General features: G+C 72.3%; 25 protein-coding genes. 11 read left to right on the forward strand and 14 right to left on the reverse strand.

Annotated features, from left to right (window positions below):
* Positions 1-25: 25 nt before the first annotated feature.
* Genes VMR86_06755 through VMR86_06770 form a run of 4 tightly spaced genes read right to left on the reverse strand, consistent with a single transcriptional unit; the run spans position 26 to position 2,753 of the window.
* Entirely contained in the window at positions 26-607 is a 582-nt protein-coding gene (locus VMR86_06755) for a DUF3501 family protein (GenBank protein ID HTO06741.1), read from the reverse strand.
* On the reverse strand, positions 604-1,863 hold the full coding sequence (locus tag VMR86_06760) for a heterodisulfide reductase-related iron-sulfur binding cluster (GenBank protein HTO06742.1): 1,260 nt from the start codon (positions 1,861-1,863) through the stop codon (positions 604-606). Before VMR86_06760 ends, VMR86_06755 begins: the two co-directional genes overlap by 4 nt.
* 25 nt (positions 1,864-1,888) lie before the next feature.
* Entirely contained in the window at positions 1,889-2,314 is a 426-nt protein-coding gene (locus tag VMR86_06765; GenBank protein HTO06743.1) for a rubrerythrin family protein, read from the reverse strand.
* Positions 2,315-2,339: 25 nt separating this feature from the next.
* Positions 2,340-2,753 carry a transcriptional repressor gene (locus tag VMR86_06770; GenBank protein HTO06744.1) on the reverse strand — a complete coding sequence of 138 codons (414 nt, stop codon included), beginning with the start codon at positions 2,751-2,753 and terminating at the stop codon, positions 2,340-2,342.
* Between the two features lie 84 nt (positions 2,754-2,837).
* Between VMR86_06770 and VMR86_06775 the strand changes: the two genes are divergently transcribed.
* The gene (locus VMR86_06775; protein ID HTO06745.1) at positions 2,838-3,116 is read left to right on the forward strand and encodes a SelT/SelW/SelH family protein; all 279 of its coding nucleotides are present in this window, start codon (positions 2,838-2,840) and stop codon (positions 3,114-3,116) included.
* Here VMR86_06775 and VMR86_06780 read toward each other — a convergent pair.
* Positions 3,113-3,394: a ferredoxin family protein gene (locus VMR86_06780; protein HTO06746.1), complete on the reverse strand. Its 282-nt coding sequence runs from the start codon at positions 3,392-3,394 to the stop codon at positions 3,113-3,115. The genes VMR86_06775 and VMR86_06780 overlap by 4 nt on opposite strands.
* Before the next feature lie 20 nt (positions 3,395-3,414).
* On the opposite strand from VMR86_06780, the gene VMR86_06785 reads away from it, so the two are divergent.
* The 3 genes from VMR86_06785 to VMR86_06795 all read left to right on the forward strand — a co-directional run bounded on the left by VMR86_06785 (position 3,415) and on the right by VMR86_06795 (position 5,990).
* Positions 3,415-4,263 (forward strand): alpha/beta fold hydrolase, encoded by an 849-nt coding sequence (locus VMR86_06785; GenBank protein ID HTO06747.1) that lies wholly within the window; start codon positions 3,415-3,417, stop codon positions 4,261-4,263.
* A 299-nt stretch (positions 4,264-4,562) separates the two neighbouring features.
* Positions 4,563-5,105 (forward strand): ferritin-like domain-containing protein, encoded by a 543-nt coding sequence (locus VMR86_06790; GenBank protein HTO06748.1) that lies wholly within the window; start codon positions 4,563-4,565, stop codon positions 5,103-5,105.
* Between the two features lie 15 nt (positions 5,106-5,120).
* Positions 5,121-5,990, forward strand: a complete 870-nt coding sequence (locus VMR86_06795) for a TIGR03619 family F420-dependent LLM class oxidoreductase (protein ID HTO06749.1) — start codon at positions 5,121-5,123, stop codon at positions 5,988-5,990.
* Here VMR86_06795 and VMR86_06800 read toward each other — a convergent pair.
* The gene (locus tag VMR86_06800; GenBank protein HTO06750.1) at positions 5,987-6,571 is read right to left on the reverse strand and encodes a TetR/AcrR family transcriptional regulator; all 585 of its coding nucleotides are present in this window, start codon (positions 6,569-6,571) and stop codon (positions 5,987-5,989) included. The two genes, VMR86_06795 and VMR86_06800, sit on opposite strands and share 4 nt — an antisense overlap.
* Positions 6,572-7,004: 433 nt before the next feature.
* On the opposite strand from VMR86_06800, the gene VMR86_06805 reads away from it, so the two are divergent.
* Positions 7,005-7,187 carry a hypothetical protein gene (locus tag VMR86_06805; GenBank protein ID HTO06751.1) on the forward strand — a complete coding sequence of 61 codons (183 nt, stop codon included), beginning with the start codon at positions 7,005-7,007 and terminating at the stop codon, positions 7,185-7,187.
* 145 nt (positions 7,188-7,332) lie between these two features.
* Complete coding sequence (locus VMR86_06810; GenBank protein ID HTO06752.1) at positions 7,333-10,416, forward strand: AAA family ATPase; 3,084 nt, start codon at positions 7,333-7,335, stop codon at positions 10,414-10,416.
* A gap of 12 nt (positions 10,417-10,428) precedes the next feature.
* Here the strand turns inward: VMR86_06810 and VMR86_06815 are convergent, their stop codons facing one another.
* The 6 genes from VMR86_06815 to VMR86_06840 all read right to left on the reverse strand — a co-directional run bounded on the left by VMR86_06815 (position 10,429) and on the right by VMR86_06840 (position 14,740).
* Positions 10,429-10,845 carry a hypothetical protein gene (locus VMR86_06815; GenBank protein ID HTO06753.1) on the reverse strand — a complete coding sequence of 139 codons (417 nt, stop codon included), beginning with the start codon at positions 10,843-10,845 and terminating at the stop codon, positions 10,429-10,431.
* The gene (locus tag VMR86_06820) at positions 10,846-11,418 is read right to left on the reverse strand and encodes a carboxymuconolactone decarboxylase family protein (protein HTO06754.1); all 573 of its coding nucleotides are present in this window, start codon (positions 11,416-11,418) and stop codon (positions 10,846-10,848) included.
* Between the two features lie 61 nt (positions 11,419-11,479).
* On the reverse strand, positions 11,480-12,547 hold the full coding sequence (locus VMR86_06825) for a ferredoxin--NADP reductase (GenBank protein HTO06755.1): 1,068 nt from the start codon (positions 12,545-12,547) through the stop codon (positions 11,480-11,482).
* Between the two features lie 39 nt (positions 12,548-12,586).
* Positions 12,587-13,186, reverse strand: coding sequence for an HAD-IA family hydrolase (locus VMR86_06830; protein HTO06756.1), 600 nt, complete (start codon positions 13,184-13,186; stop codon positions 12,587-12,589).
* A 26-nt stretch (positions 13,187-13,212) separates the two neighbouring features.
* Positions 13,213-14,472, reverse strand: a complete 1,260-nt coding sequence (locus VMR86_06835; protein ID HTO06757.1) for a glycosyltransferase — start codon at positions 14,470-14,472, stop codon at positions 13,213-13,215.
* Positions 14,473-14,521: 49 nt separating this feature from the next.
* Positions 14,522-14,740 carry a DUF2905 domain-containing protein gene (locus VMR86_06840; protein HTO06758.1) on the reverse strand — a complete coding sequence of 73 codons (219 nt, stop codon included), beginning with the start codon at positions 14,738-14,740 and terminating at the stop codon, positions 14,522-14,524.
* Positions 14,741-14,777: 37 nt separating this feature from the next.
* Here VMR86_06840 and VMR86_06845 point away from each other — a divergent pair, with 37 nt between their 5' ends.
* Both VMR86_06845 and VMR86_06850 read left to right on the forward strand, forming a co-directional pair.
* On the forward strand, positions 14,778-15,806 hold the full coding sequence (locus VMR86_06845; protein ID HTO06759.1) for a phosphotransferase family protein: 1,029 nt from the start codon (positions 14,778-14,780) through the stop codon (positions 15,804-15,806).
* On the forward strand, positions 15,803-16,249 hold the full coding sequence (locus VMR86_06850; protein ID HTO06760.1) for a hypothetical protein: 447 nt from the start codon (positions 15,803-15,805) through the stop codon (positions 16,247-16,249). Before VMR86_06845 ends, VMR86_06850 begins: the two co-directional genes overlap by 4 nt.
* 1 nt (position 16,250) lies before the next feature.
* Here the strand turns inward: VMR86_06850 and VMR86_06855 are convergent, their stop codons facing one another.
* The gene (locus VMR86_06855) at positions 16,251-16,646 is read right to left on the reverse strand and encodes an MAPEG family protein (GenBank protein HTO06761.1); all 396 of its coding nucleotides are present in this window, start codon (positions 16,644-16,646) and stop codon (positions 16,251-16,253) included.
* An 80-nt stretch (positions 16,647-16,726) separates the two neighbouring features.
* On the opposite strand from VMR86_06855, the gene VMR86_06860 reads away from it, so the two are divergent.
* Entirely contained in the window at positions 16,727-18,136 is a 1,410-nt protein-coding gene (locus tag VMR86_06860) for a hypothetical protein (GenBank protein HTO06762.1), read from the forward strand.
* 1 nt (position 18,137) lies between these two features.
* Here VMR86_06860 and VMR86_06865 read toward each other — a convergent pair whose 3' ends face one another.
* Positions 18,138-19,088 (reverse strand): polysaccharide deacetylase family protein, encoded by a 951-nt coding sequence (locus VMR86_06865; GenBank protein HTO06763.1) that lies wholly within the window; start codon positions 19,086-19,088, stop codon positions 18,138-18,140.
* Positions 19,089-19,207: 119 nt separating this feature from the next.
* Here VMR86_06865 and VMR86_06870 point away from each other — a divergent pair, with 119 nt between their 5' ends.
* Positions 19,208-19,945 (forward strand): glycosyltransferase family 2 protein, encoded by a 738-nt coding sequence (locus VMR86_06870; protein HTO06764.1) that lies wholly within the window; start codon positions 19,208-19,210, stop codon positions 19,943-19,945.
* Positions 19,920-20,257: DUF2304 domain-containing protein (locus tag VMR86_06875; protein ID HTO06765.1), on the forward strand; the 338-nt coding region annotated here is incomplete at its 3' end. The genes VMR86_06870 and VMR86_06875, both read left to right, overlap by 26 nt.

The following is a 20,257-nucleotide window of genomic DNA, read 5'->3' on the forward strand; positions in this document are numbered from 1 at the left end:
CGCGGCCTCGTGCGCTCGATGACGCTCACTCGCTCGACAGGTCGCCGATCAGTGACTCGCGCGATTCGCCGGTGAGCGCGGTCGACTCGCGGTAGTTCGGGTGGTCGACGCGCAGCGCGACCTCGACCTTCCGGTCGCAGAACCTGCACGCCAGCGTTGGCCCGAGCGGAAAGCGCACGTACTGCACGGCCGAGATGCGGTCGCTCTCGAACTGCTTGCGGTCGAAGCTGGCGCGCACGCGCTCGCCGCCGACCTCGAGAGAGACGTGCTCGTCGATGCCGATCAGGCGGTCGAGCTCGGCGCGGATCTGCTTCATCTCCGGGATCTCGATCATGAGCGTGGCCGAGAGCTCGTTCGCGCCGGGCACGAGCTCGTTGTAGACCGCCAGCTCGTCCTCGATCTTCTCCTCTTTCACCGTGCGCTCCGCGCGCAACATCTCCTGGATCTGGAACAGCACGGTGTCGCGGTTCTCGAAGATGAAGGTGAGCCGGTCGCCGACCGAAATCCGGCGCGGGCGCTTGCGCGCGATCGTGCGCGCCAGAAACTCGGGCCGGATGCGCTCGTAGGCGGTGAGATCGAGCAGCTGGTCGCGTTGCACGCCTTTCACGACGTTCCTCCGAACCCGTAGGCCTCGGCGAGCAACACCACGGGGTGTACGGCCTCGCGCCCGGTGCGCTCCAGGATGCGCAGCGCGGCCAGCGGGCAGTCGGTCGCCACGCGCTCCGGCTCGGCCGACTGGATCTCCAGGACCATGCGCCCCGCGATCTTCTGACTCTGATCCCACCAGCGCGCCTTCATGCCCCAGGTGCCGTCGACACCCGAGCAGGCGTCGACCAGGCGCACGTCGTCGGAGACGAGCCCCAGGAGCTGCAGCGAGCGGAAGCCGATGCTCTGCGCCTTCAAGTGACAGGGCAAGTGGTAGGCGATGCGGCCCAGCTTCTTGGCGAAGTCGCGCGGGAGTTTCTTCGCGGCCGCGAGCTTGAACACGAACTCGCCCAGGTCGAGCGTGGCCGCGGCGACCGCGCGCGCGTCGTCCGTGCCCAGGAGCTCGGGATACTCGTTCTTGAGCTGGTACGAGCAGGTCGGCCCCGGCACCACGATCGGCACGCCTTCGCGCACGCGCGGCGCCAGCGCCGCGACCACCTTCGCGGCGTTCTTGCGCGCCGCCTCGAGGTCGCCGCCGTGCAGGAAGGGCGCGCCGCAGCAGGCCTCGTAGCCGTTCTCGACCGCTACGCCCGCGTGCTCGAGCACCGCCAGCGCGGCGCGCGCGGTGTGCGCCTCGCTGTACTCGACGAAGCAGGTGGCGAACAGGATCGCGCGCCCGTTCTCACCCGACACCGTCTGGTGTCGGTCGAGCTCCTTCGAGAAAGGCCGCTTCTCGTAGCTGGGCATGATCCAGCGCCGGTCGATGCCGGTGCCCTTCTCCATGAGCAGCCGCACCGCGCGGTTCTTGAACGCCGCATTGGTGAGCCCCGAGGTGAGACACGAGGTCTTGCCCATCCGGTCCTGCTGCGCGCCGATGCGCTCGGGCAGCGGGATGCCTTCCTCGCGCGCCTGCACGAGCTTGGCGCGGCTCATCAGCTTGGGGAAGTCGATCGCCCACTCGTGCGGCGGGTGGTACGGGCAGTGGTTGTAGCAGAGCTTGCACTGGTAGCAGAGGTCGACGACCTCGCGCATTTCCCCTGCGGTGAGCTGCGCCGCCTCCAGCTCGTGCCGGTCGATCGCGTCGAAGAGCGACGGAAACGACGGGCAGAGCGGGAGGCAGCGCCGGCAGTCGTGGCACTTTTCGAACACGCGCACCAGCTCGCGATCGAGTGACTCGCGCTCGAGATACTCGGCGTCGTGCAGGCTCGCGTTCTTCAAGCTGGAACCACCGTTTCCGCGCAGCTCAGAGCTTGGGCAGCGAGTCGAGCGCCTTCTGGAACCGGCCGGCGTGCGACTTCTCGGCCTTGGCCAGCGTCTCGAACCACTCCGCGATGTCGGCAAAGCCCTCGCTGCGCGCGTCCTTGGCCATGCCCGGGTACATCTCGGTGTACTCGTAGGTCTCGCCCGCGACCGCGGCCGCCAGGTTCTTGTCGGTGGCGCCGATCGGCTTGTCGGTCGCCGGGTCGCCCACGCGCTTCAGGTAGTCGAGATGACCGTGCGCGTGACCCGTCTCGGCCTCGGCCGTGTCGCGGAACAGGCCGCCCACGTCGGGGTGACCCTCGATGTCCGCCTGCTTGGCGAAGTAGAGGTAGCGGCGGTTCGCCTGCGACTCACCGGCGAACGCCTCCTTCAGGTGGTTGTGCGTCTTCGTACCCTTCAGCTCTGCCATTCGACCCTCCAGACCCCCGAGGGTCTCAGGTTGCGGCCGCCGGAGAGTCGTGCGACTCGCACGCCTCGCAGAGGCCGAAGAAATCGATCTTGATGCGCGTGGGCCGGCGCCCGCGCGCGCGCACCAGCTTGCGCCCGAGTGACTGCGGCACCTGCACGTGCAGGTCGTCGATCGCGCCGCAGCGCTCGCAGATGAAGTGGTGGTGCGGCTTGGGGTTGCCGTCGTAGCGCGCGCCGCCCGCCGCGGGCACCTCTTCCACCACGCCCTCCGAGACCAGCACCTCGAGGTTGCGGTACACGGTGCCGAGTGACAGGTTCGGCACGCGCCGCAGGAGCGCCGCGTGCGTCTGGGCCGCCGTGGGGTGCTCCTCGCTCTGGCGCAGGAACTCGAGGATCAGCGCGCGCTGGCGCGAGCGGTTGCGGCGGGCGGGGGGCTTCACGGCCGCGGAGCATAGGCCGGCCCTCCGCGCAGGTCAATAGAATCAGGAATTCTTCCTGATTTTGCCCCGGGCTATGCTTGCGTCATGGCGCGTGCGCGGATCGAGATCGAGTACTGCCGGCGCTGCCGCTGGCTCACGCGCGCCGCCTGGCTGGCGCAGGAGCTCCTGGGCACGTTCGAGGCCGAGCTCGCCGAGGTCGCGCTCGTGCCCAACGACGCGGGCGGCGTGTTCGAGGTGCGGCTCGCGGGCGAGACACTCTTCTCGCGCCAGGCCATGGGCCGCTTCCCGGAAGCCGCCGAGCTGAAGCGCCTGGTGCGCGATCGCGTGGCGCCGGAGCGCGACCTCGGCCACGTCGACGGCTAGATCCGTTCGAGCCGGATCGCGTCTTCGGGGCACGCTGCCACGCACAGCCCGCAGCCGTGACAGTCACTCGCGCGCACCGCGAAGGCCTGGCGATGGCCGTGCGCCCAGGACTTGACGCGGCCCGGGAACGACAGCGCGCGGCGCTCGTCGGCCGAGAGCGTGCGGATCTCGAACACCGAGTACGGGCACACGCGCAGGCAGTCCGCCTTCGCCTCGCAGCGGTTGCGGTCGATCACCGGCGCCACGACGCCCGGAGGGTGCTTGCAAGGCTCCGCCATGTCCCGGGTATCATGACGGAATGAGTCGCACGTTTCGCGTCGGGGTCCGGGACATCGAGACCGAGGTCGAAGAAGCGGGCGCCGGGCCGCGAGCCTTCCTGCTGGTGCACGGCTTCACCGGCTCGCGCGACGATTTCCGCGAGCAGATGGCGCCGCTCGGCGCGCTCGGGCGCACGCTCGCGCTCGACCAGCGCGGCCACGGCGGCAGCAGCAACACGGGCAAGGCCGAAGCGTATGCGTTGGGCAATCTCGTGGAGGACTTGTGTGGCGCCTTCGACGCGCTGGGCCTGGCGCAGGCCGACCTGCTCGGTCACTCGCTGGGCGGCGTGGTCGCGCTGCACTTCGCGCTGAAATACCCCGCGCGCGTCGCCTCACTCGTGCTCATGGACACCTCGCCGGTGCCGATCAAGATGCGCTTCTCCGAGAGCGCGCGGGCCGGGATCGCGGCTTTCGCGCGCGAGCACGGCATGGGCGCGCTCGCCAAGCGCATGCGCGAGATGGCGGCGGCGAACCCCGCGCTGCCGCCTTCGCAGCGCCGCTGTGAGGAGCGCATGGGCTCGGACGTCTACTGGCAGCGCATCGAGCGCAAGCTCGAGGCGATGGATCCCGTGGCCTGGGACACGATCTCGAGCCAGTTCCCGCAGTTTCCCTCCGTGGCCGAGCGCCTGGGCGAGATCCGTTGTCGGACCACGGTGCTCGTGGGCGCCGAAGACCTGCCGTTTCTGGGTCCCGCCGACCAGCTCGAGCGCGGCATCCCGGGCGCTCGGCGAGTCACAATTCCGGCTGCAGCGCACAGCCCGCAGCTCGAGAACCCGGCGGCCTGGCTCGAAGCCATCCGAGCCCATCTGGCGTGGGCGCGCGCTGGGTGACTGACGAACGATCGTGCACGCATGCCGAGGCTTGCGGCAGCGCGCCGGCCCCGGCTGAGACGCGGTGCGTCAGGAGCGCTTCTCGCGCTGGCACGGAGCCTGCAAAACCACCGACCGGCAGCAGCAATGACCGGTGACGGGGCCGCACTGCCGGACTCCCTCCCGTAAGGTGGCTCAGCCGGTCACGAGTCTTCCCGACACGAGCGCCCCCCGGATCCGTACGGGTCCGGGGGGCCACTGCGTCTAGTCGACGTCGCCGGCCTTCGCCTCGCCCCTGGCGTCTCCGGTAGACTGCGTTCATGGCGAAATCCAAGAAGAAGTTCCTCACCGACGTCCGCACCCTGCGCAAGCGCGCGCGCCAGCACATCGAGCAGGGCGCAGTCACTCAGGGCTACAAGGCCAAGCGCGAGACGGTGCTCTCGCTCTTGAACGACGCGCTCGCGACCGAGATCGTGTGCGTGCTGCGCTACAAGCGCCACCACTTCATGGCCTCGGGCATTCACGCGCAGAGCGTCGCGGCGGAGTTCCTGCAGCACGCGAACGAGGAGCAGGCGCACGCCGACGAGATCGCGCAGCGGATCGTGCAGCTCGGCGGAGCGCCGAACCTGTCGCCCGAGGGCATGCTGACGCGCGCGCACTCCGAGTACGTCGAGGGCGAGAACCTGATCGACATGATCAAGGAGGACCTGGTCGCGGAGCGGGTCGCGATCGACAGCTACCGCGAGATGATCCAGTACCTGGGCACGAACGACCCGACCACCCGCCGCATGCTCGAGGGCATCCTGGCGGTGGAAGAGGAGCACGCCGAGGACCTGGTGACCCTGCTCGCCAAGGTCGGCTGACGGCGCGAGTCACTCGTGCGCTTCTCGTACGCCGAGGCGATGTGCGACCCGAGTCACTACGCGCCTCTGGCGCGCGCCGCGGAGGAGTGCGGCTGGGACTCCTACGTGGTGCCCGACAGCGTCTGCTACCCGGAGGTCTCCGACAGCCGCTACCCGTACACGCCCGACGGCAACCGTGAGTTCCTGGCCGACAAGCCGTTCCTCGACCCGTTCGCGCTGATCCCCGCGCTCGGGGCGCTGACCGAGCGGCTGCGCTTCGTCACGTTCGTGGTGAAGCTGCCGATCCGCTCGCCCGTGCTGGTCGCGAAGAGCGCCTGCTCCGTCGCGGTGCTGACCGGCGGACGCTTCGGGCTCGGGGTCGGCCTCAGCCCGTGGCCCGACGACTTCGCAGTCACCGGCACCGACTGGGACACGCGCGGTCCGCGCTGCGACGAGATGATCGAGATCATCCGCGGCCTGGGCCGCGGCGGCTTCTTCGCCTACGAGGGCGCGCACTACCGGCTGCCTTCGATCCGCATCAATCCGGTGCCGGAGCAGCCGCTGCCGATCCTGGTCGGAGGACACGCCGAGCCGGCGCTGCGCCGAGCGGCGCGGCTGGGCGACGGCTGGATGCACGCCGGCGGCGAGCGCGAGGGGCTCGTGCGCGCGCTGACCCGCCTGCGCGAGCTGCGGCGCGAGCACGGCCGCGAGCGCGAGCCCTTCGAGGTGCACGCAATCGCGCTCGACGCCTACACGCCCGACGGGGTCCGCCGGCTCGAGGACCTGGGAGTCACCGACGCGATCGTCGGCTTCCGCAACTCCTACGAGCCCGACACCCAGACGCTGCAGCAGAAGCTCGACGCGCTGCGCGCCTACGCGGACCGCGTGATCGCCAAGGTGCGCTAGCGGCCGAGCGCGCGCAGGTACGAGTCGACGGCCTCGGCCGGCCGCGCGCCGTTGCGCGGCCGCACCAGGAGGTGAGTCGCGGCGCCGAGGATGAGCGCCACCAGGCCCGAGCTCGACTCGGCCGGGTCCGCGTCGCGGCGGATCGCACCCGCGCTCTGCAGCGCGCGGATCGCGCCCTCCCACAGCACGCGCCACTCCGCGAGCTGCTGGCGCGCGAGCTGCACCTCTTCCGGCGGGCCCGAGGCGCGGGTCCAGAAGGCGAGGCGCACGCGCCAGTCGCGCTCGCGCGTCGCGTCGAGCGGCAGCGAGTCGCGCGCGATCGCACGCAGTGACTCGATCGTGGAGGCGCGCGCGCCCGGCTCGCGCAGCGCGTGCATCAGCGGCTCGGTCGACGCACGCAGCGCGTGCAACAGGAGCTCGTCCTTGTTGCGGAAGTAGTGGGCGATCGAGCCGGCGGAGCAGTTCGCCTCTGCCGCGACCGATTGAACGGTCACGCCTTCGAGGCCGATTCGCGCAATCACCCGAGCTGCTGCTCCGGCCAGGTCACCGCGCCTGCGCTCGCGGTCCACGACCTTCGGCACGACCACTCCCCTTGCGGTCAGTGTTGTGAATTGCCTACGTACGCATTCTAGTATGGACGCGGAGTCACGACTCGCTTCTGCACATCTTCTGGCGTATGTTGAACGGGCGAGTTAAATCCGAGCATCCTTCCGATGCCCCTCCGATCCGAATCGTCCACGCCCATTCTCCCACCGTCCGGGCGCGAACGGGGGCACCTTGCACCGAAGGGGGCGAAGCATGACAGGAGCGCTCGCCGACCCGGCGCCGTCATTCCGTCGGCGCGCGGGCTCGCGTCAGCCGCGGGTCACTCCCGTGAGTGACTCCGCATCGTCGATGACAGTGACTCGCGGGCCGGGCGGCCCGGTCACTAGAGAGTTTGGGGGTCCGTCCGAAATGGAACGTCGTCCAGTCCAATACTGTCTGCGCCTGCCGCAGCCGCTCTACCGTGACGCGATGGACGTCGCGCTCGTCTTCGATCTCAGCCTGAACCAGTTCCTGGCGGCGGCGATCGAGAAGTTCGTGGCGTCGCAGATGAGGCAAGAGTCGACGCGGCGCGCGATCGAGCAGATCCGCGCGGCCCGCAGCGCCGGCCTGGTGAGTGTGCCGGCCGATCCCGCGGGCCCGAAAGCCAACTGAGCCGAGCTTCGCCCGCGCTGGCGGTGCACCGGCCCGCTCGCCGCTTCACAAGTTACGCCCAAATTGGGCGGCAAATGGTCGGGTAAGCTGACTCGCGCTCACGGCGGTCGCCGTGAGAAGATTCGCGTCGCCCGTGGAGGCGAACATGGACGCGTCGCGAGGCGGCATCTCGTTCGGCCCGTTCCAGCTCGACCTGACCCGCGGCGAGCTGCTGCGCAACGGCGAGCTCGTGTCACTCGCACCCAAGCCGCTGGCGCTGCTCAGCTATCTCGCGGCGAACCGCGACCGCGCCGTGCCCAAGGCCGAGCTGCGCAAGCAAGTGTGGCCGGGCGTGTTCGTGAGCGAGGCGGCGCTCGCCAGCGCCCTCAAGGACTTGCGGCGCGCGCTCGGCGACGACGGCGCGCGCCAGGGCGTGATCCGTACGCTGCGCCGCCGCGGCTATCGCTTCGTGGCCCGCCTGCGCGAGGGCGCGCAGCCCGCGGGCCCCGCGCCGGCCGCGCCGAGCGAGCCGACTCCTCGGGCGGCGCCGCGCCCGCAGCTCGTGGCGCGCGGACGCGAGCTGCGCGCGCTCCTGAGCTGGCTCGCGCAGGCCGCCCGCGGCCGCCCGCGCATCGTGCTCCTGGTCGGTGAGTCGGGGTCAGGCAAGACGCGCCTGCTCGAAGAGCTGGCGGCGCATCCCGCCTGCTCGGGCTTCGCGGTCGGCATCGGCCACGGCCAGGCCGGCGCGCCGCTGCCCTATCTCGGGCTGGCCGAGGCGCTGGGCGCGCGGCTGTTCGCGGGCGGCGACAGCGCCGAGGACCTGCTCGCCGACGACGCGGCGATCCTGCGCCCGCTGCTGCAGCTCGACGCTCCGCCGCGGCCGGCCGGGGGGCCGGGCCTGGATCACGCGGAGCGCGACCGCGCGGATCTCTTCGCCGCAGTGACCGAGCTCGTGACTCGGCTCGCGCGCCGGCGTCCGACCCTGCTCGCAGTCGAGGACCTGCACGACGCGGACCCGGCGTCGCTCGACCTGTTCGCCGCGCTGGCGGCCGGGCTGGGCGCGGCGCGCGCGCCGGTGCCGCTCTTGCTCGTCGCCACCACGCGGCCCGCGCAACCCGGCGAGAGACTCGGCGACGTGCTCCGGCGCATCGAGCCGCTGGCCATCTGTTCGACCTTGCGCGTGACGGGCCTGGGTGTCGGCGCGACGCGCCGCCTGCTCGGGGCGCTCGGGGTCGAGCGCAGCTCGCACGCCGAGCTGCGCGCGCTCCAAGCGGCCACCGATGGGAACCCCTTGTTCATCCGCGAGCTCGCGCGCAGCGGCCGGGGTCGGATCTCGGCGACTGACTCGCGCGGCGCGGGCGACCTGCGCAGCCTGGAGGCGGCGCGCGTCGCGGCGCTGCCGGACGGCTGCCGGCGCGCGCTCGCCGCCGCGGCTTGTCTCGGCGAGCGCTTCGGACTGCTCGCGCTCTCGGCACTGTGCGGCGCCGATTCGGAGACGGTGCGCCGCGAGCTCGAGCCGGCGCTGCGCGCGGGCCTCGTGACCGGCGCGGAGCGCAGCTTCCGCTTCGACCACCCGCTGGTCCGCGAGGTCGTGCGCGACGCTACGCCGGAGCCGCTGGCCCGCGAGCTGCACCGCGGCGCGGCGGCGCTGCTCGAGGACCTGTACGCGAGCGCGCCGGGCGAGCACGCGCTCGAGATCGCCCACCACCTGCTGCGCGGGGGGAGCGAGATCGAGCCCGGCCGGCTGCGCGCCTTTGCACGGCGCGCCGGTGACCAGGCGGCTGCGCTGTGCGCCTGGCGCGAGGCCGCCCGCTTCCACGCCGCCGCCGCGGCGGCCGCGGGAGCGCTCCCGCTCGGCGAGCGCGCCGGGCTCGAGCTGCGCGCCGGTCTCTCGGCGAATCACGACCTCGACGTGGAGTCGGCGCTCGAGCACTACGGGCGGGCCGCCGACGCGTTCGCCGAAGCCGGAGACGACGCTGGCCTGGCCTGGGCGCTGCTGGCGGCGGCGCGTGCGCGCTCCGCCTTCCCGGCCGCGGCGTCGCCGGGCGGCGTCGACGTGCGGCCGCTCGAAGACCTGGCGGCGCGCTTTGGCGAGTCACATCCCGGCCTGCGGGCGCGCATCCACGCCGCAGTCTCCGAGGCGCACTGGGTCGCCGGTGAGCTCGAGGCGGCGCTCGCCAGCGCGGAGCGCGCGGTGGCCATCGCGCGGGGGCAGGACGACGACGCCCTGAGTCACGAGACACTCATGGGCCTGGGCATGGCCCAGCTCTCGCTCCTGCGCGTGCGCGAGGCGCTCGAGAGCTGGCTGGAAGCCGCGGCGCGCGCGCGACGCACGCGCGATCCGTGGCTCGAAGCGACGCCGGGCGGGCGCGTCGCGCTCGCGCTGCTCCTGCTGGGCCGGCTGCCCGAAGCGCGCGAGCGCGCGCGCTCGGCGATCGAGCTCGCGCGCGCCGCGCGCCACGGCGCCGAGCTGGGCCTGGCGCACGCGCAGCTCGCCGCGCTCGAAGCGGCCTCGGGCGCCTTCGCCGAGGCCGAGAGTCACGCAGCGAAGAGTCTCTCGGCGCTCGACCGTCAGGGCGTGCCGTGGGCCGGGCTGTTCGCACACAGCGCGCGCGCCGCCGCCGCGGCCGCGCGCGGCGCCTTCGCCGAGGCGAACGCCGCCCTGGACGAGCTCGTGACTCCGGGCCGCGCCTTCGAGAAGCCCGGGCCGGCCGTGCAGCTCGTGACCGCGGCCTACCGCGAGCTCGTCGCGGCGCGCCGCGACGGCGCGAGCGCCGACCCCCGGCGTGCGGCGCGCCTGGTCGGGGCGCTGCGCGGCGTCCGGCTCGATCCCTATCAGCTCGGCGCCGTGTGCGCGCTCGCCGAGGTCAGTGACTCGCTGCGCGACCGGGCGCTGGCGGCGGTGCCCGAGGAGCTGCTGCGCGCCGCGGCGGCGGCGGGCATCGCGTTCACGCCCGGCTGGCCGTTCTCGGTCGAGCGCGCGCTCGGCTGCTGCGCGCGGCTGGCCGAGCGCTGGGACGAAGCCGGCCGCTGGCTCGACGACGCCGTGGCGCGCGCGCGCGACTCCGGCGCGCGCGTGGCGCTCGCGGAGGCATTGGTCGACCGCGCGCGCCTGTCGCTCGAGCGTGCCGACGCCCGGCGCGCCGCGCGCGACCTGGACGAGGCGCTGCCCCTGCTGGAGGCGCTCGCCATGCGGCCCGCGCTGCGCGACGCGCTCGCGCTCAGCCGCTCCGTGCGGCGCCCGAGCTGAGCGCCGGCCGAGTCACTGCCAGCCCACCACCCGGTAGCCGCGCTCCGCGAGACACTGCTCGACGAAGTGACGGTAGGCCGGGCTCGGGTTGCGGTGCGTGCGCAGGATGCCGCGCACGAGCCCGCCCGCAGCCCCGGCGGCCGCGCCCGCCGCCGCGCCCGCGCCCGGATTGCCCAGCACCGCGCCGCCCGCGGCGCCCGCCGCGCCGCCTGCGGCCGCGTCGGTCGCGCTCTCGCCCGCCACGTCGCCGGCGCGGTTGGAGCTCGCGCCGTATTCCTTCGCCAGCCGCGCGCAGTCGTCGAGGTCCTGGTCGACCAGTGACTCGTCGCGGGTCTGCAGCACCTCGTTCGGGTACAGGATCGGCTCGGGCGCGAGACACCCGGCGAGGAGACCCGCGCAAGCGGCCAGCGCGCAGGCCCGCCGCCGCACCTACTTCTTGCCCGGCGGAAAGCCCGCCAGGCCGGGATCGAGCTGCACGCCGAAGCTGTTCAGCGCCATCGACACCAGGTTGTAGTTGCCGACCGTGAACACCACGTCCATCAGCTGCTGCTCGTTCAAGTGTTTCGCCAGCGCGCTCCAGGTCGCGTCGGTCACGAACGCGTCGTTCCACAGCTCGTCGGTGGCGCGCAGGAGCGCCCGGTCGAGCTCGGACCAGCCCGGCGCGTCCGCGCCCGCACCGATGCGCTGGATCTCCGCGTCGCTCAGCCCCTCGCGCTTGCCGATCACCACGTGCTGCGCCCACTCGTACTCCGCGCTGCACAGCCAGCCGATGCGCAGGATCAGGATCTCGCGCTCGCGCGCCGGCAGTGAGTTCTTGCCCAGCACGTGGTTCGCGAACACCAGCCAGCGCTTGGCGAGCTTGGGGTAGTTGGCGAGCGTGCGGAAGATGTTGAGCGCCGGGAACGGCCCGGCCCCGCCGCTGACGGGTCCGAGCGATTCCTTGGCCTCGTCGCTCCACTGCTCGGGCGGGATCGCGCGCACTCGGGGGGAATTCAGGCGCATGTGGCTCTCCTCTACCCGATTCTACACCGCGACGGCCGCGTCGGAGGCCGAGCGAAGGCCGTTAGTATCTCGCGTCGAAGTCGATCTCGACCGGCTCGTCGCCTTCGAGCCGGGCCTGGCAGGCCAGGATCCAGCCTTTGGCCAGGTCCTTGGCCGTGAGCGCGTCGTGCACGCGCATCTGGACCTTGCCGCGCCGGAGCTGCGCCATGCACGAGCCGCAGTAGCCCTCCTCGCACGAGAACGACGGCTCGAGGCCGGCGCGGCGCGCCGCGGCGAGCAGGCTCTCGCCGGGCTGGGTCGGGATCTCGTGGCGCTGCTTGTCGAGCGTGCAGCTGAAGTGAGTCACTGCGGAGCCCGCCGCGGGCGTGGCGGCGGCCTCGCCACTCGCGCGGTCGGGGTCGGTGGGCGAGACGAAGCGCTCGATGAACACGTGGCCGTCCGCGCCCACGCGGCGCTCCTCGAGCGAGCCCTCGACGATGTCCATGAAGGGCCCGGGCCCGCAGATGTAGAAGTCGGCGTGCTCGAGACCCGCGAAGGCGTCCTTCACGTTCTGCGCGTGCATGAAGCCCCGCTCGGCGTCCAGGTGGTGGTGCACGCTGAGCCGGTCCGGGTATCTCGCCCGCCAGCGCTCCAGCTCGTCGCGGAAGATGATCGAGTCACGGTCGCGGTTGGCGTACACGAGCTTCACGCTGCGGCGCGTGCTCACGAGCGCAGACTTCAAGAGCGACAGGATCGGAGTGATTCCGCTCCCGCCGCCGAACATCACCAGCGGCCGCTCGGCCTCGCCGCGCCGCAGCACGAACAGGCCCTCGGGCGGCTTCACGTCGATCGTGCTGCCGTTCGCGAGCTGGTCGTTGAACCAGTTCGAGACCCGGCCGCGCTCCACCCGCTTCACCGTGACCTGGGGAAGTGAGTCGCATTCGGGCGCGCTGGAGAGCGAGTAGCAGCGGTGCAGCCGCATGCCCTGGAACGGCACCTCGAAGGTCAGGAACTGGCCGGGCACGTAGCGGAACAGCTCCGCGAGCGCGGGCGGGACCTCGAACGCGAACGAGCGGGTGTCGGGGGTCTCCTGCACGACGGCCGCGATGCGCAGCGTGTGGAAGGCGTGCTTGGGGTCGGGGGTCGACATGGGGAGGCGAGCCTAAACGAATGCGTCCGGGCCCGCCATTCAGGCCAGGACCAGGAGCGCGGCCAGCGCCTCGAGTGAGTCGACCGACACGTCGGCGTGCTCGCGGAACGGGAAGGCGCCCTCGGGATCGACGTACACCGTGGCGGTGCCGGCGGCGCGGCCGGCCAGCAGGTCGAAGCGGTAGTCGCCGACCATCACCGCAGCCTCGGGCGCGGCGCTCCAGCGCGCGAGCAGGCGGTGGATGCCCTGCGGGTCGGGCTTGGGCGCGGCGGCCTCGCGTCCCACCACGCACTCGGCCGCGAAGAAGCGCGCCAACCCGCACGCGCGCAAGGTCTCGAGCGCGTTCGCATGACTGTTGCGGGTCAGGATGCCGAGCGTCGCGCCCCGTCCGGAGAGTGACTCGAGCAGCCGCTCCGCGCCCGCGGCCGCCCGCGCGCCGCGCGCCAGCTCGAGCTCGAGCGCGTCGAGCTGCGCGAACAGCTGGCGGGCACGTGACTCGGGCAGCGACGCGAGCTGCTCCAGGATGGGCTTGCCCGGCTCCAGCCCCAGCTCGGCGCGGATCGCGTCGAAGTCGTGCACGGCGACGGTCAGCGTCCCGTCCATGTCGAAGATCCAGTGCCGGCGCGCCGCGAGGTCCACGGCGCGGGAGACTGCCGCACTCGGCGCTAGAAGGGCAGGGCCGCGATCGCGCGGCCGATGCCGTCCTCGCGCGCCAGCTCCGCGGCGACCCGACGCGCGCCCTCGCGGTAGGTCGGGTTCTCCGCCAGGTCGCGCAGCGCCTCGGCGAAGCGCTCGGCAGTGAGTCGCCGGCGCGAGAACAGCCCCGGCCCGGCGCCCAGCGCGGCCAGGCGCTTGCCCCAGAACCACTGGTCGGCGATGAAGGGCACGACCAGCGACGGCACGCCCGCGCGCAGCGCGGCCGAGGTCGTGCCTGCGCCGCCGTGGTGCACCACCGCGCGCACGCGCGGGAACAGCCAGTCGTGCGGCGCCGCTTCCAGCGCGAACACCGTCTCGGGCAGCTCGACGCCTTCGAGCGCGCCCCAGCCCGAGAGCAACAAGCCCCGCTGGCCCGACAGCGCGAGCGCACGCACGACCTCGCGAGTCAGTGCCCGCGGGTCGGGCGCGGGCATGCTGCCGAAGCCCACGCACACCGGCGGCGGACCCGCGGCCAGGAACGCCTCGAGCGCGGCCGGCGGCCGCCAGCCCGGGTCGCGGTCGAGATACCAGTAGCCGGTGATCTCCAGCTCGTTGCCCCAGTCCGCCGGCTTGGGCACCACGGCGCGGCTGAAGCCGTACAGCGTCGGCCAGCGCTCGCGCGCGAACAGCGTGAAGGGGTTGCCGCCCGGCGGCAGGCCGAGCACGCGCTCGCGCGCGCGGTCGTAGGCGCCGCCCGCGACCCGGTACAGGAGCGACCAGCCGATCTTGTGACTCATGCGGCACAGCGCGCCGCGAAACGGCAGCCAGCGCGGCGGCTCGGGCAGGATCCAGCTGCCGAACTCGCGCGTGGCGTGCGCCGGCTGCAGGAAGGCGCACGCGAACGGCGTGCCGCGCTTGTCGTGCAGCGAGTGCGCGACCGGCAGCGCGGTGGGCGCCACCAGGATCGCGTCGGCGTCCTCGGTGTTCTGACACGCTTCGGTGTAGCCCTTCTCGAGCAGCGGCTCGAGCAGCTGGATCAGCTCGCGCACCATGCGCACCGGGTTGGCCATGCCGCGCACCAGCTCGCGCGCCTGCGGCGAGTGGATCAGCTCGCGCGGGTCGCCGGTGTCGAAGCTGCGCCACTCCACGCCCGCTGACTCGACGAACGAGCGGAACATCGGCGCCGCGCACACCGCGGTGCGGTAGCCCGCCGCGTCGAGGCCGCGCGCCAGCGCCACGTAGGGCTGCACGTCGCCGCGCGAGCCGAGGGTGAGGATGCACAGGCGCATAGGTCCCTCGACCATCGAGAAGCGGGCGGGATCGCTTGAATCTGACCGCTCAGCGCAGGCGCGAGATCAGCCAGAACAAGGCCGAGAGCGCCAGCGACAACACGATCGAGGTCGTGATGGGTACGTAGACGCGCAAGTTCGGTCGCTCGATGCGCAGGTCGCCCGGCAGCCGGCCCAGCCCGCCGAGCGAGGGCCAGAGCCACAGGGCGATGCCGAGCCCGACGACGACCAGACCCAGGATCACGAGCGCGCGCGGCAGCGGGGGCATGGCGCGAAGTCTAGTGCGCGCGTGCGAGAATCGAAGCATGCAAGAGCTCGAGCCGCGCATCGCCGCCTACGCCGCCCACCGCATGCCCGACGCCACGGACGTGCGCGTTGCGGCGGTCGAGCGCATCCACGGCGGCGCTTCGCGCGAGACGTTCCGCTTCCGGCTGCACTGGCGCGAGGGCGCGCGCGAGCTCGAGCGCCGCCTGATCCTGCGCCGCGACCCGCCCGGCAGCCTGATCGAGACCGACCGCGCGGCCGAGTTCGCCGCCTACCGGGCGTTTCGCGACAGCAGCGTGCCCGTGCCCGAGGCGCTCTGGCTGGAGAGTGACTCGCGCTGGCTCGATCACCCGTTCTTCGTGATGGAGGAGATCGTCGGCTGCGATGCCTCGCCCCAGGCGATCGTCGCGCCGCCCTACGCGCAGCATCACGACAAGCTGGCGCGCCAGAAGTGGACCATCCTGGGCCAGATCGCCGCGGCCGACCCCGAGAAGCTGGGCCTGGTGGGCGCGCTCCCGGAAGTGACTCCCGGCAACGCCTGGTGGCACGAGCTCGACCACTGGACGCGCGTGATCGACGAGGACGAGCTCGAGCCGCAGCCGATCATCCGCGCCGCGATCCGGCGCCTGCGGCGCGCGCCGCCGCCGCCGCCCGCGCGCCTGCACGTGGTGCACGGCGACTACCGCACCGGGAACTTCCTGTACGACGGCGAGGGCGACATCCGCGGCATTCTCGATTGGGAGATGGCGCACCTGGGTGACCCGCTCGAGGACCTCGCCTGGAGCATCAACCGCATCTGGTGCTGGGCGCGCGACGGGCGCGTCGGCGGACTCACCTCCAAGGCCGAGGCGATCCGCATCTGGGAGTCGGCGAGCGGCCTGCGCGCCGATCCCGGGGCGCTGCACTGGTGGGAGCTGTTCTCCAGCGTGAAGGGCCTGGCGATCTGGATCTCCGGCGGGCGCGAGTACCAATCGGGCTCGAACAAGGACCCGGTGCTGGCCTTCTCGAGCATCTGGCTCTCGAACGCGCAGAACCGAGCCGCGCTCGAGACGCTGGGCAAGCTGTCGTGAAGCCCGACGTCGGCACCGTGCTCGAGGTGGTCGGGGGCAAGCTCCTGCTCGAGGTCGCGCCTGCGGTCGGGCCGGGCTACCAGCGCCAGTCGGTGGCACTCACCGGCATCCTGCTCACCATGGTGAAGGAGGAGTGGGAGCGCTCCGCCTCGCGCCGGGTCGAGGAGAACGCCGCCCTGCGCGCGTTGTTCGGCCGCGCGGCGAGCGTGGTCACCGATCCGGAGCTGCGCCGGCGGCTGGGCGAGGCCGCGGCGAGCGCCGACGCGAGCTTCCAGATCTCGCTGCTCGAGCAGGCCAACGCCGCGCTGCGCACGCTGTTGATCGAGCTGCACGCGCACGTCGAGTCACTCGAGTCGCCCGCGGCGCGCGCGCTCGACGACGAGATCTGGAGCGAGCTGGTCGCGTCGACCGAGCGGCGCCGCTTCGGGCTCGCGCCGTTCTGAGTCAGGTCCGCGACAGGAAGCTGTAGAGCGCGAGCCCGCTCGCGAACAAGAGCACGAGCCAGGTCAGCACCGTGCCACCGAAGCGCCCGGGCGTGGTGCCGACCGAGCTGCCCAGCCCGAACGCGTGCAGCAGCCGCGCGGCGAACAGCCCCCCGCCCAGCGCGTGCAGCACGCCCGGCGACGTGCCGTCGATCTCGAGCACCAGCATGAGCAGGAGCACCATGGGCACGTACTCGATGAAGTTCCCGTGCACGCGGATGCGCTGCTGCATGAGCGGGTTCCCGCCGTCGCCGAAGCCGACCTTCTGCGAGACGCGCGTGCGCACGACCTGGATGGCCAGTGCCAGCATGAGAAGGCCGAGCAGCCCAGCCCAGAGCGCGGTGATCGGTGCCTGCATGACTCCCCCTTCGCGCGTGTCACGCGCGTGCCGGGAAGTGTGAGCCGCGCGAGCGCCGTGCGCTAGAGTCGCCGCCCGCCATGATTCGAAAGCCCGCGCTCGCCGCCGGTCGCGCGGCGCTCCACTGGGCCGCGCTCGCGGCGGTCTACGGCCGGCTGGCCGAGATCGCTTGTCTGCGCTTCCCGCTCGACTGGGACTTCCTGGCCTACCACCTGCCGGGCGCCCTGCAAGCCTGGGGACTCACGAGTTACACGCCCGAGCCGCGGCTGGTGGCGGTGATCGCGGGCTTCCCGCCGCTGCCGCGCGTGATCGAGGGCGGGCTCGTGTTTCTGACCGGGCGTTTCTCGATGGCCAGCGCGCTCAACCTGGTCGGCTGCGGCGCGCTCGCCGCCGGGCTCGGCTGGCTCTACGGGCGGCGCATCTCGCTGCGCTGGCTGGCGACCGCGCTGCTCGGCGTGCCGCTGTTCGTGTTCCACTTCCCGTCGGGCTACGTCGACCTGTTCACGGCGTCGTTCCTGGCGCTGGCGTTCGCGGCCCTCTCGGAGCTCGAATGCGAGTCACTGCGCCCGCGCGCAGCCGTGGGCGCGCTGGCCGTGGCGGCGCTCGCGCTCGCGCAGCTGTCGAAGTTCCAGGCCTGGCCGGTCGCGGCGGTGCTGGGCTCGGCGCTCTTGCTGCGCTTCGTCGGGCTGGCGCGCGCGGGCCAGCTGTCGCGGCGCGCGGCGGCGGCGCTCGTGGCCGCGCTCGTGCTCGGGCTGGGCGCCTGGCCGGTGCGCAACCTCGTGGTGTTCCACAATCCGGTGTACCCCGTGGTGTTTCCGGTCGCGCCCCGGCTGTTCCCCAACGCGACCGTGGAGGCGGACTCCGGCGCGTACAACCTGCCGACCTGGCTCGAGCCCCAGCCACGGCCCGTGCGCTTCCTGGCCTCGGTCGCGGAGTGGAGCCGCTTCTACTCGGGCGAGCGCTTCTACTGGTCGATCGACCAGAGCGCGCGCGCCGATCCGGCGCGCAGCCCCCACCACCGCCTGGGCGGCTGGTTCCCGTGGACGCTCCTGGCGTGCTTCGCGGGCGCCCTGCGCGCGCGCCGCGCCGGGAAGCTCGGCCGCAGCGCGCAGCTCGCGTTCGGGCTGGCGCTGCTCGGGGTCGCGTTCCTGCCGCAGTGCCAGGAGCTGCGCTACTGGCTGTTCGTGCCGCTCGGGCTCGCGATCGCGGCCGCGCTCGGCCTGGCGCGCGACGTGCCCGGGCCCGCGCGACTCACCCGCGCCGCGCTGGTCGTGGGCGCGGCGTTCGTCTTGTTCGTGACCCGGCCCTTCGAGCTCGACACGCGCACGCCCGCGGAGCTCGCGCCGCGCCACGCCGTGGCCTTCTGGCACGCGCAGCGCGCGAACCCCGCGCCCGAGCCGGTGCGCGTGTGCGACGTGAACCCCGAGGGGATCTTCTGGTCGGGGCCGACCTTCCGCGAGTTCCGGGTCACCGCCTGCTTCGGCGAGTGACTCACTGGCAGTAGGACGCGAGCTCCGGGTAGGGCGGCCACTTGGCGTTGGGATCCTCGCCGCGCAGGGCCGTGCGCACCTGGTACAGGAACGGGCTGCCCCAGTTGCGCGCGAAGCGCGGGTCGAGGTGGTAGACCGTGTCTTGCATGGCGTCGTCGAGCGACACGAAGCGCACGCCCATGGCCTCGTACTCCTCGAGCAGGTCGTCGATCATGTCGGCGGTGAACTCACCCGCGTGGATCAGCAGCACCTGGCGGATGCGCCGGCCGAACAGCGTGCGCGCCTGGCGGTCGGAGTCGAGCAGCGTGTCGCGCGCCGCGCGCCGGTAGCGCGCGCGCAGCTTCTCCACGTCGCGGTCGTCGGCGTGGCAACGGTGGAAGATCGGGAACCACTGCCAGTCCTCGAAGTCGACCGTGACTTCGGCGATGCGGTAGCCGCGCGAGAACAGGTAGGAGCGCGCGGCCTCGCGTGCCGACTCGCTCGCGCCCTCCTGCAGGAACGGGTAGCGGAACACGCGCCAGTCGTGACCGGGCTGCAGTGACTCTAGCACCGCCTCGTTGCGCCGCACGTCCTCCGAGAACTCCGCGAGCGACGTCTTGGCGAGGTCGGGGTGCGAGTAGGTGTGATTGCCGATGCGGTTGCCGGCCGCGAGCCACTCCCGGAGCGCGGCGCGATCCTCGGGGTGCTCCTCGAGCCGCTTGCCGTTCACGAAGCCGGTCACCGGCGGCAGGTGGTGGCGCTGGAAGGCCGTCACCAGCCGGTGTAGCACCACGTCCGCGGACCCCGAATTCGGGATCGCCATGCGCGGCAGGTCGTCGACCGTGACCGCGACCTCGATCGGCGCATCGGACGGCGCGGGGTGGTCGACCTGCACCGCGCGCACGCCGAGAAACCCGGCGCCCGCGGCAACGATCACCAGCCAGCGCAGCAGCTGTGGCAGCTTTCCCTTCACGGACTCCCCGACGTCCAGCGCCATCCCTGGCGCTATCGGTTCCCTCCCGACGTGAGCTGAGACGGAAACTGACCCGAAGCGATTCGGCAAGTCTGTCGCGTTTGCGACAGAATGACCGGATGCCCGAAGCCAAGCCGGCACGCGGAGTTCTGGTGATTCCCGCCTTCAACGAGGCGCCCCGGCTTCCGGCCCTCTTGTCCGCGATTTCCGCCCTGCAACTCGACCTCGAGATCGCGGTGGTGGACGATGGCTCGCGCGACGCAACCACCGCCGTGGCGTCCGCCGCAGGCGCAACCGTGCTGCGCCACCCGTTCAACCTGGGTTATGGCGCGGGGTTGCAGACGGGGTACAAGTACGCGCTCTCGTGCGGGGCGGACTACGCGGTCCAGATGGACGCCGATGGCCAGCACGACCCGCGCGACGTGCCGCGGCTCGCGGCGCCGATCTTGCGCGGCGAATGCGACCTGGTGATCGGCTCGCGCTTCCTTTCGCCCACCGGCTACGAGATGGGCGTGACTCGCTCGCTGGGCCGGCGCTTCTTCGTGGGCCTGGCGCGCGCCTTCGGCATCCAGGTGACCGATCCGACCTCGGGCTTCCAGGCGCTCGGCCGGCGCGTGCTCGAGCTCTACGTGGGCGACGCCTTCCCGAGTGACTACCCCGACGTCGACGTGCTGCTCACCGCGCACCGGCACGGGCTGGCCGTGCGCGAGGTCTCGGTCGAGATGAAGACCTCGCCGCGCAAGTCGACCCTGCACGGCGGCCTGCGCTCGATCTGGTACGTGTACAAGATGATGCTCTCCGTCTGGGCCGCTTCGGCTGGAGGACGCCGCCGTGAACGAAACCGCGCATCTGCGTGAGCTGTTTCTCGACAACCCCGATCTCGAGGCCGCGCGCTGGCTCGCGCTCTCGATCTCGCTGCTCCTGGTCAGCGCGGTGTTGTGGCTCGTGCGGCGCCGACGCCTGCGCGAGGAGTACACGCCGATCTGGATCGCCGTGTCGGCGTCGCTGCTCGTGCTGTCACTCTGGCTCGACGGCCTGCGCATGCTCACGCGCGCCATCGGCGCCTGGACGCCGAGCTCGACCATGTTCTTCCTGGGTGAGCTGTTCCTGGTGGCGATCTGCCTGAACTACGCGGTGCGGCTCTCGCGCGCGAGTCTCTCGATCAAGAA

Source organism: Myxococcota bacterium, from assembly GCA_035498015.1.
Taxonomy (GTDB): Bacteria; Myxococcota_A; UBA9160; order SZUA-336; family SZUA-336; genus VGRW01.

Coding starts and splice junctions, on each gene's coding strand:
- VMR86_06820 (HTO06754.1), bottom strand. CDS start 11,418: ATGCGCCTGAATTCCCCCCGAGTGCGCGCGATCCCGCCCGAGCAGTGG.
- VMR86_06780 (HTO06746.1), bottom strand. CDS start 3,394: ATGGCGGAGCCTTGCAAGCACCCTCCGGGCGTCGTGGCGCCGGTGATC.
- VMR86_06855 (HTO06761.1), bottom strand. CDS start 16,646: ATGCAGGCACCGATCACCGCGCTCTGGGCTGGGCTGCTCGGCCTTCTC.
- VMR86_06785 (HTO06747.1), top strand. CDS start 3,415: ATGAGTCGCACGTTTCGCGTCGGGGTCCGGGACATCGAGACCGAGGTC.
- VMR86_06840 (HTO06758.1), bottom strand. CDS start 14,740: ATGCCCCCGCTGCCGCGCGCGCTCGTGATCCTGGGTCTGGTCGTCGTC.
- VMR86_06860 (HTO06762.1), top strand. CDS start 16,727: ATGATTCGAAAGCCCGCGCTCGCCGCCGGTCGCGCGGCGCTCCACTGG.
- VMR86_06775 (HTO06745.1), top strand. CDS start 2,838: ATGGCGCGTGCGCGGATCGAGATCGAGTACTGCCGGCGCTGCCGCTGG.
- VMR86_06810 (HTO06752.1), top strand. CDS start 7,333: ATGGACGCGTCGCGAGGCGGCATCTCGTTCGGCCCGTTCCAGCTCGAC.
- VMR86_06805 (HTO06751.1), top strand. CDS start 7,005: ATGGACGTCGCGCTCGTCTTCGATCTCAGCCTGAACCAGTTCCTGGCG.
- VMR86_06835 (HTO06757.1), bottom strand. CDS start 14,472: ATGCGCCTGTGCATCCTCACCCTCGGCTCGCGCGGCGACGTGCAGCCC.
- VMR86_06870 (HTO06764.1), top strand. CDS start 19,208: ATGCCCGAAGCCAAGCCGGCACGCGGAGTTCTGGTGATTCCCGCCTTC.
- VMR86_06765 (HTO06743.1), bottom strand. CDS start 2,314: ATGGCAGAGCTGAAGGGTACGAAGACGCACAACCACCTGAAGGAGGCG.
- VMR86_06845 (HTO06759.1), top strand. CDS start 14,778: ATGCAAGAGCTCGAGCCGCGCATCGCCGCCTACGCCGCCCACCGCATG.
- VMR86_06790 (HTO06748.1), top strand. CDS start 4,563: ATGGCGAAATCCAAGAAGAAGTTCCTCACCGACGTCCGCACCCTGCGC.
- VMR86_06825 (HTO06755.1), bottom strand. CDS start 12,547: ATGTCGACCCCCGACCCCAAGCACGCCTTCCACACGCTGCGCATCGCG.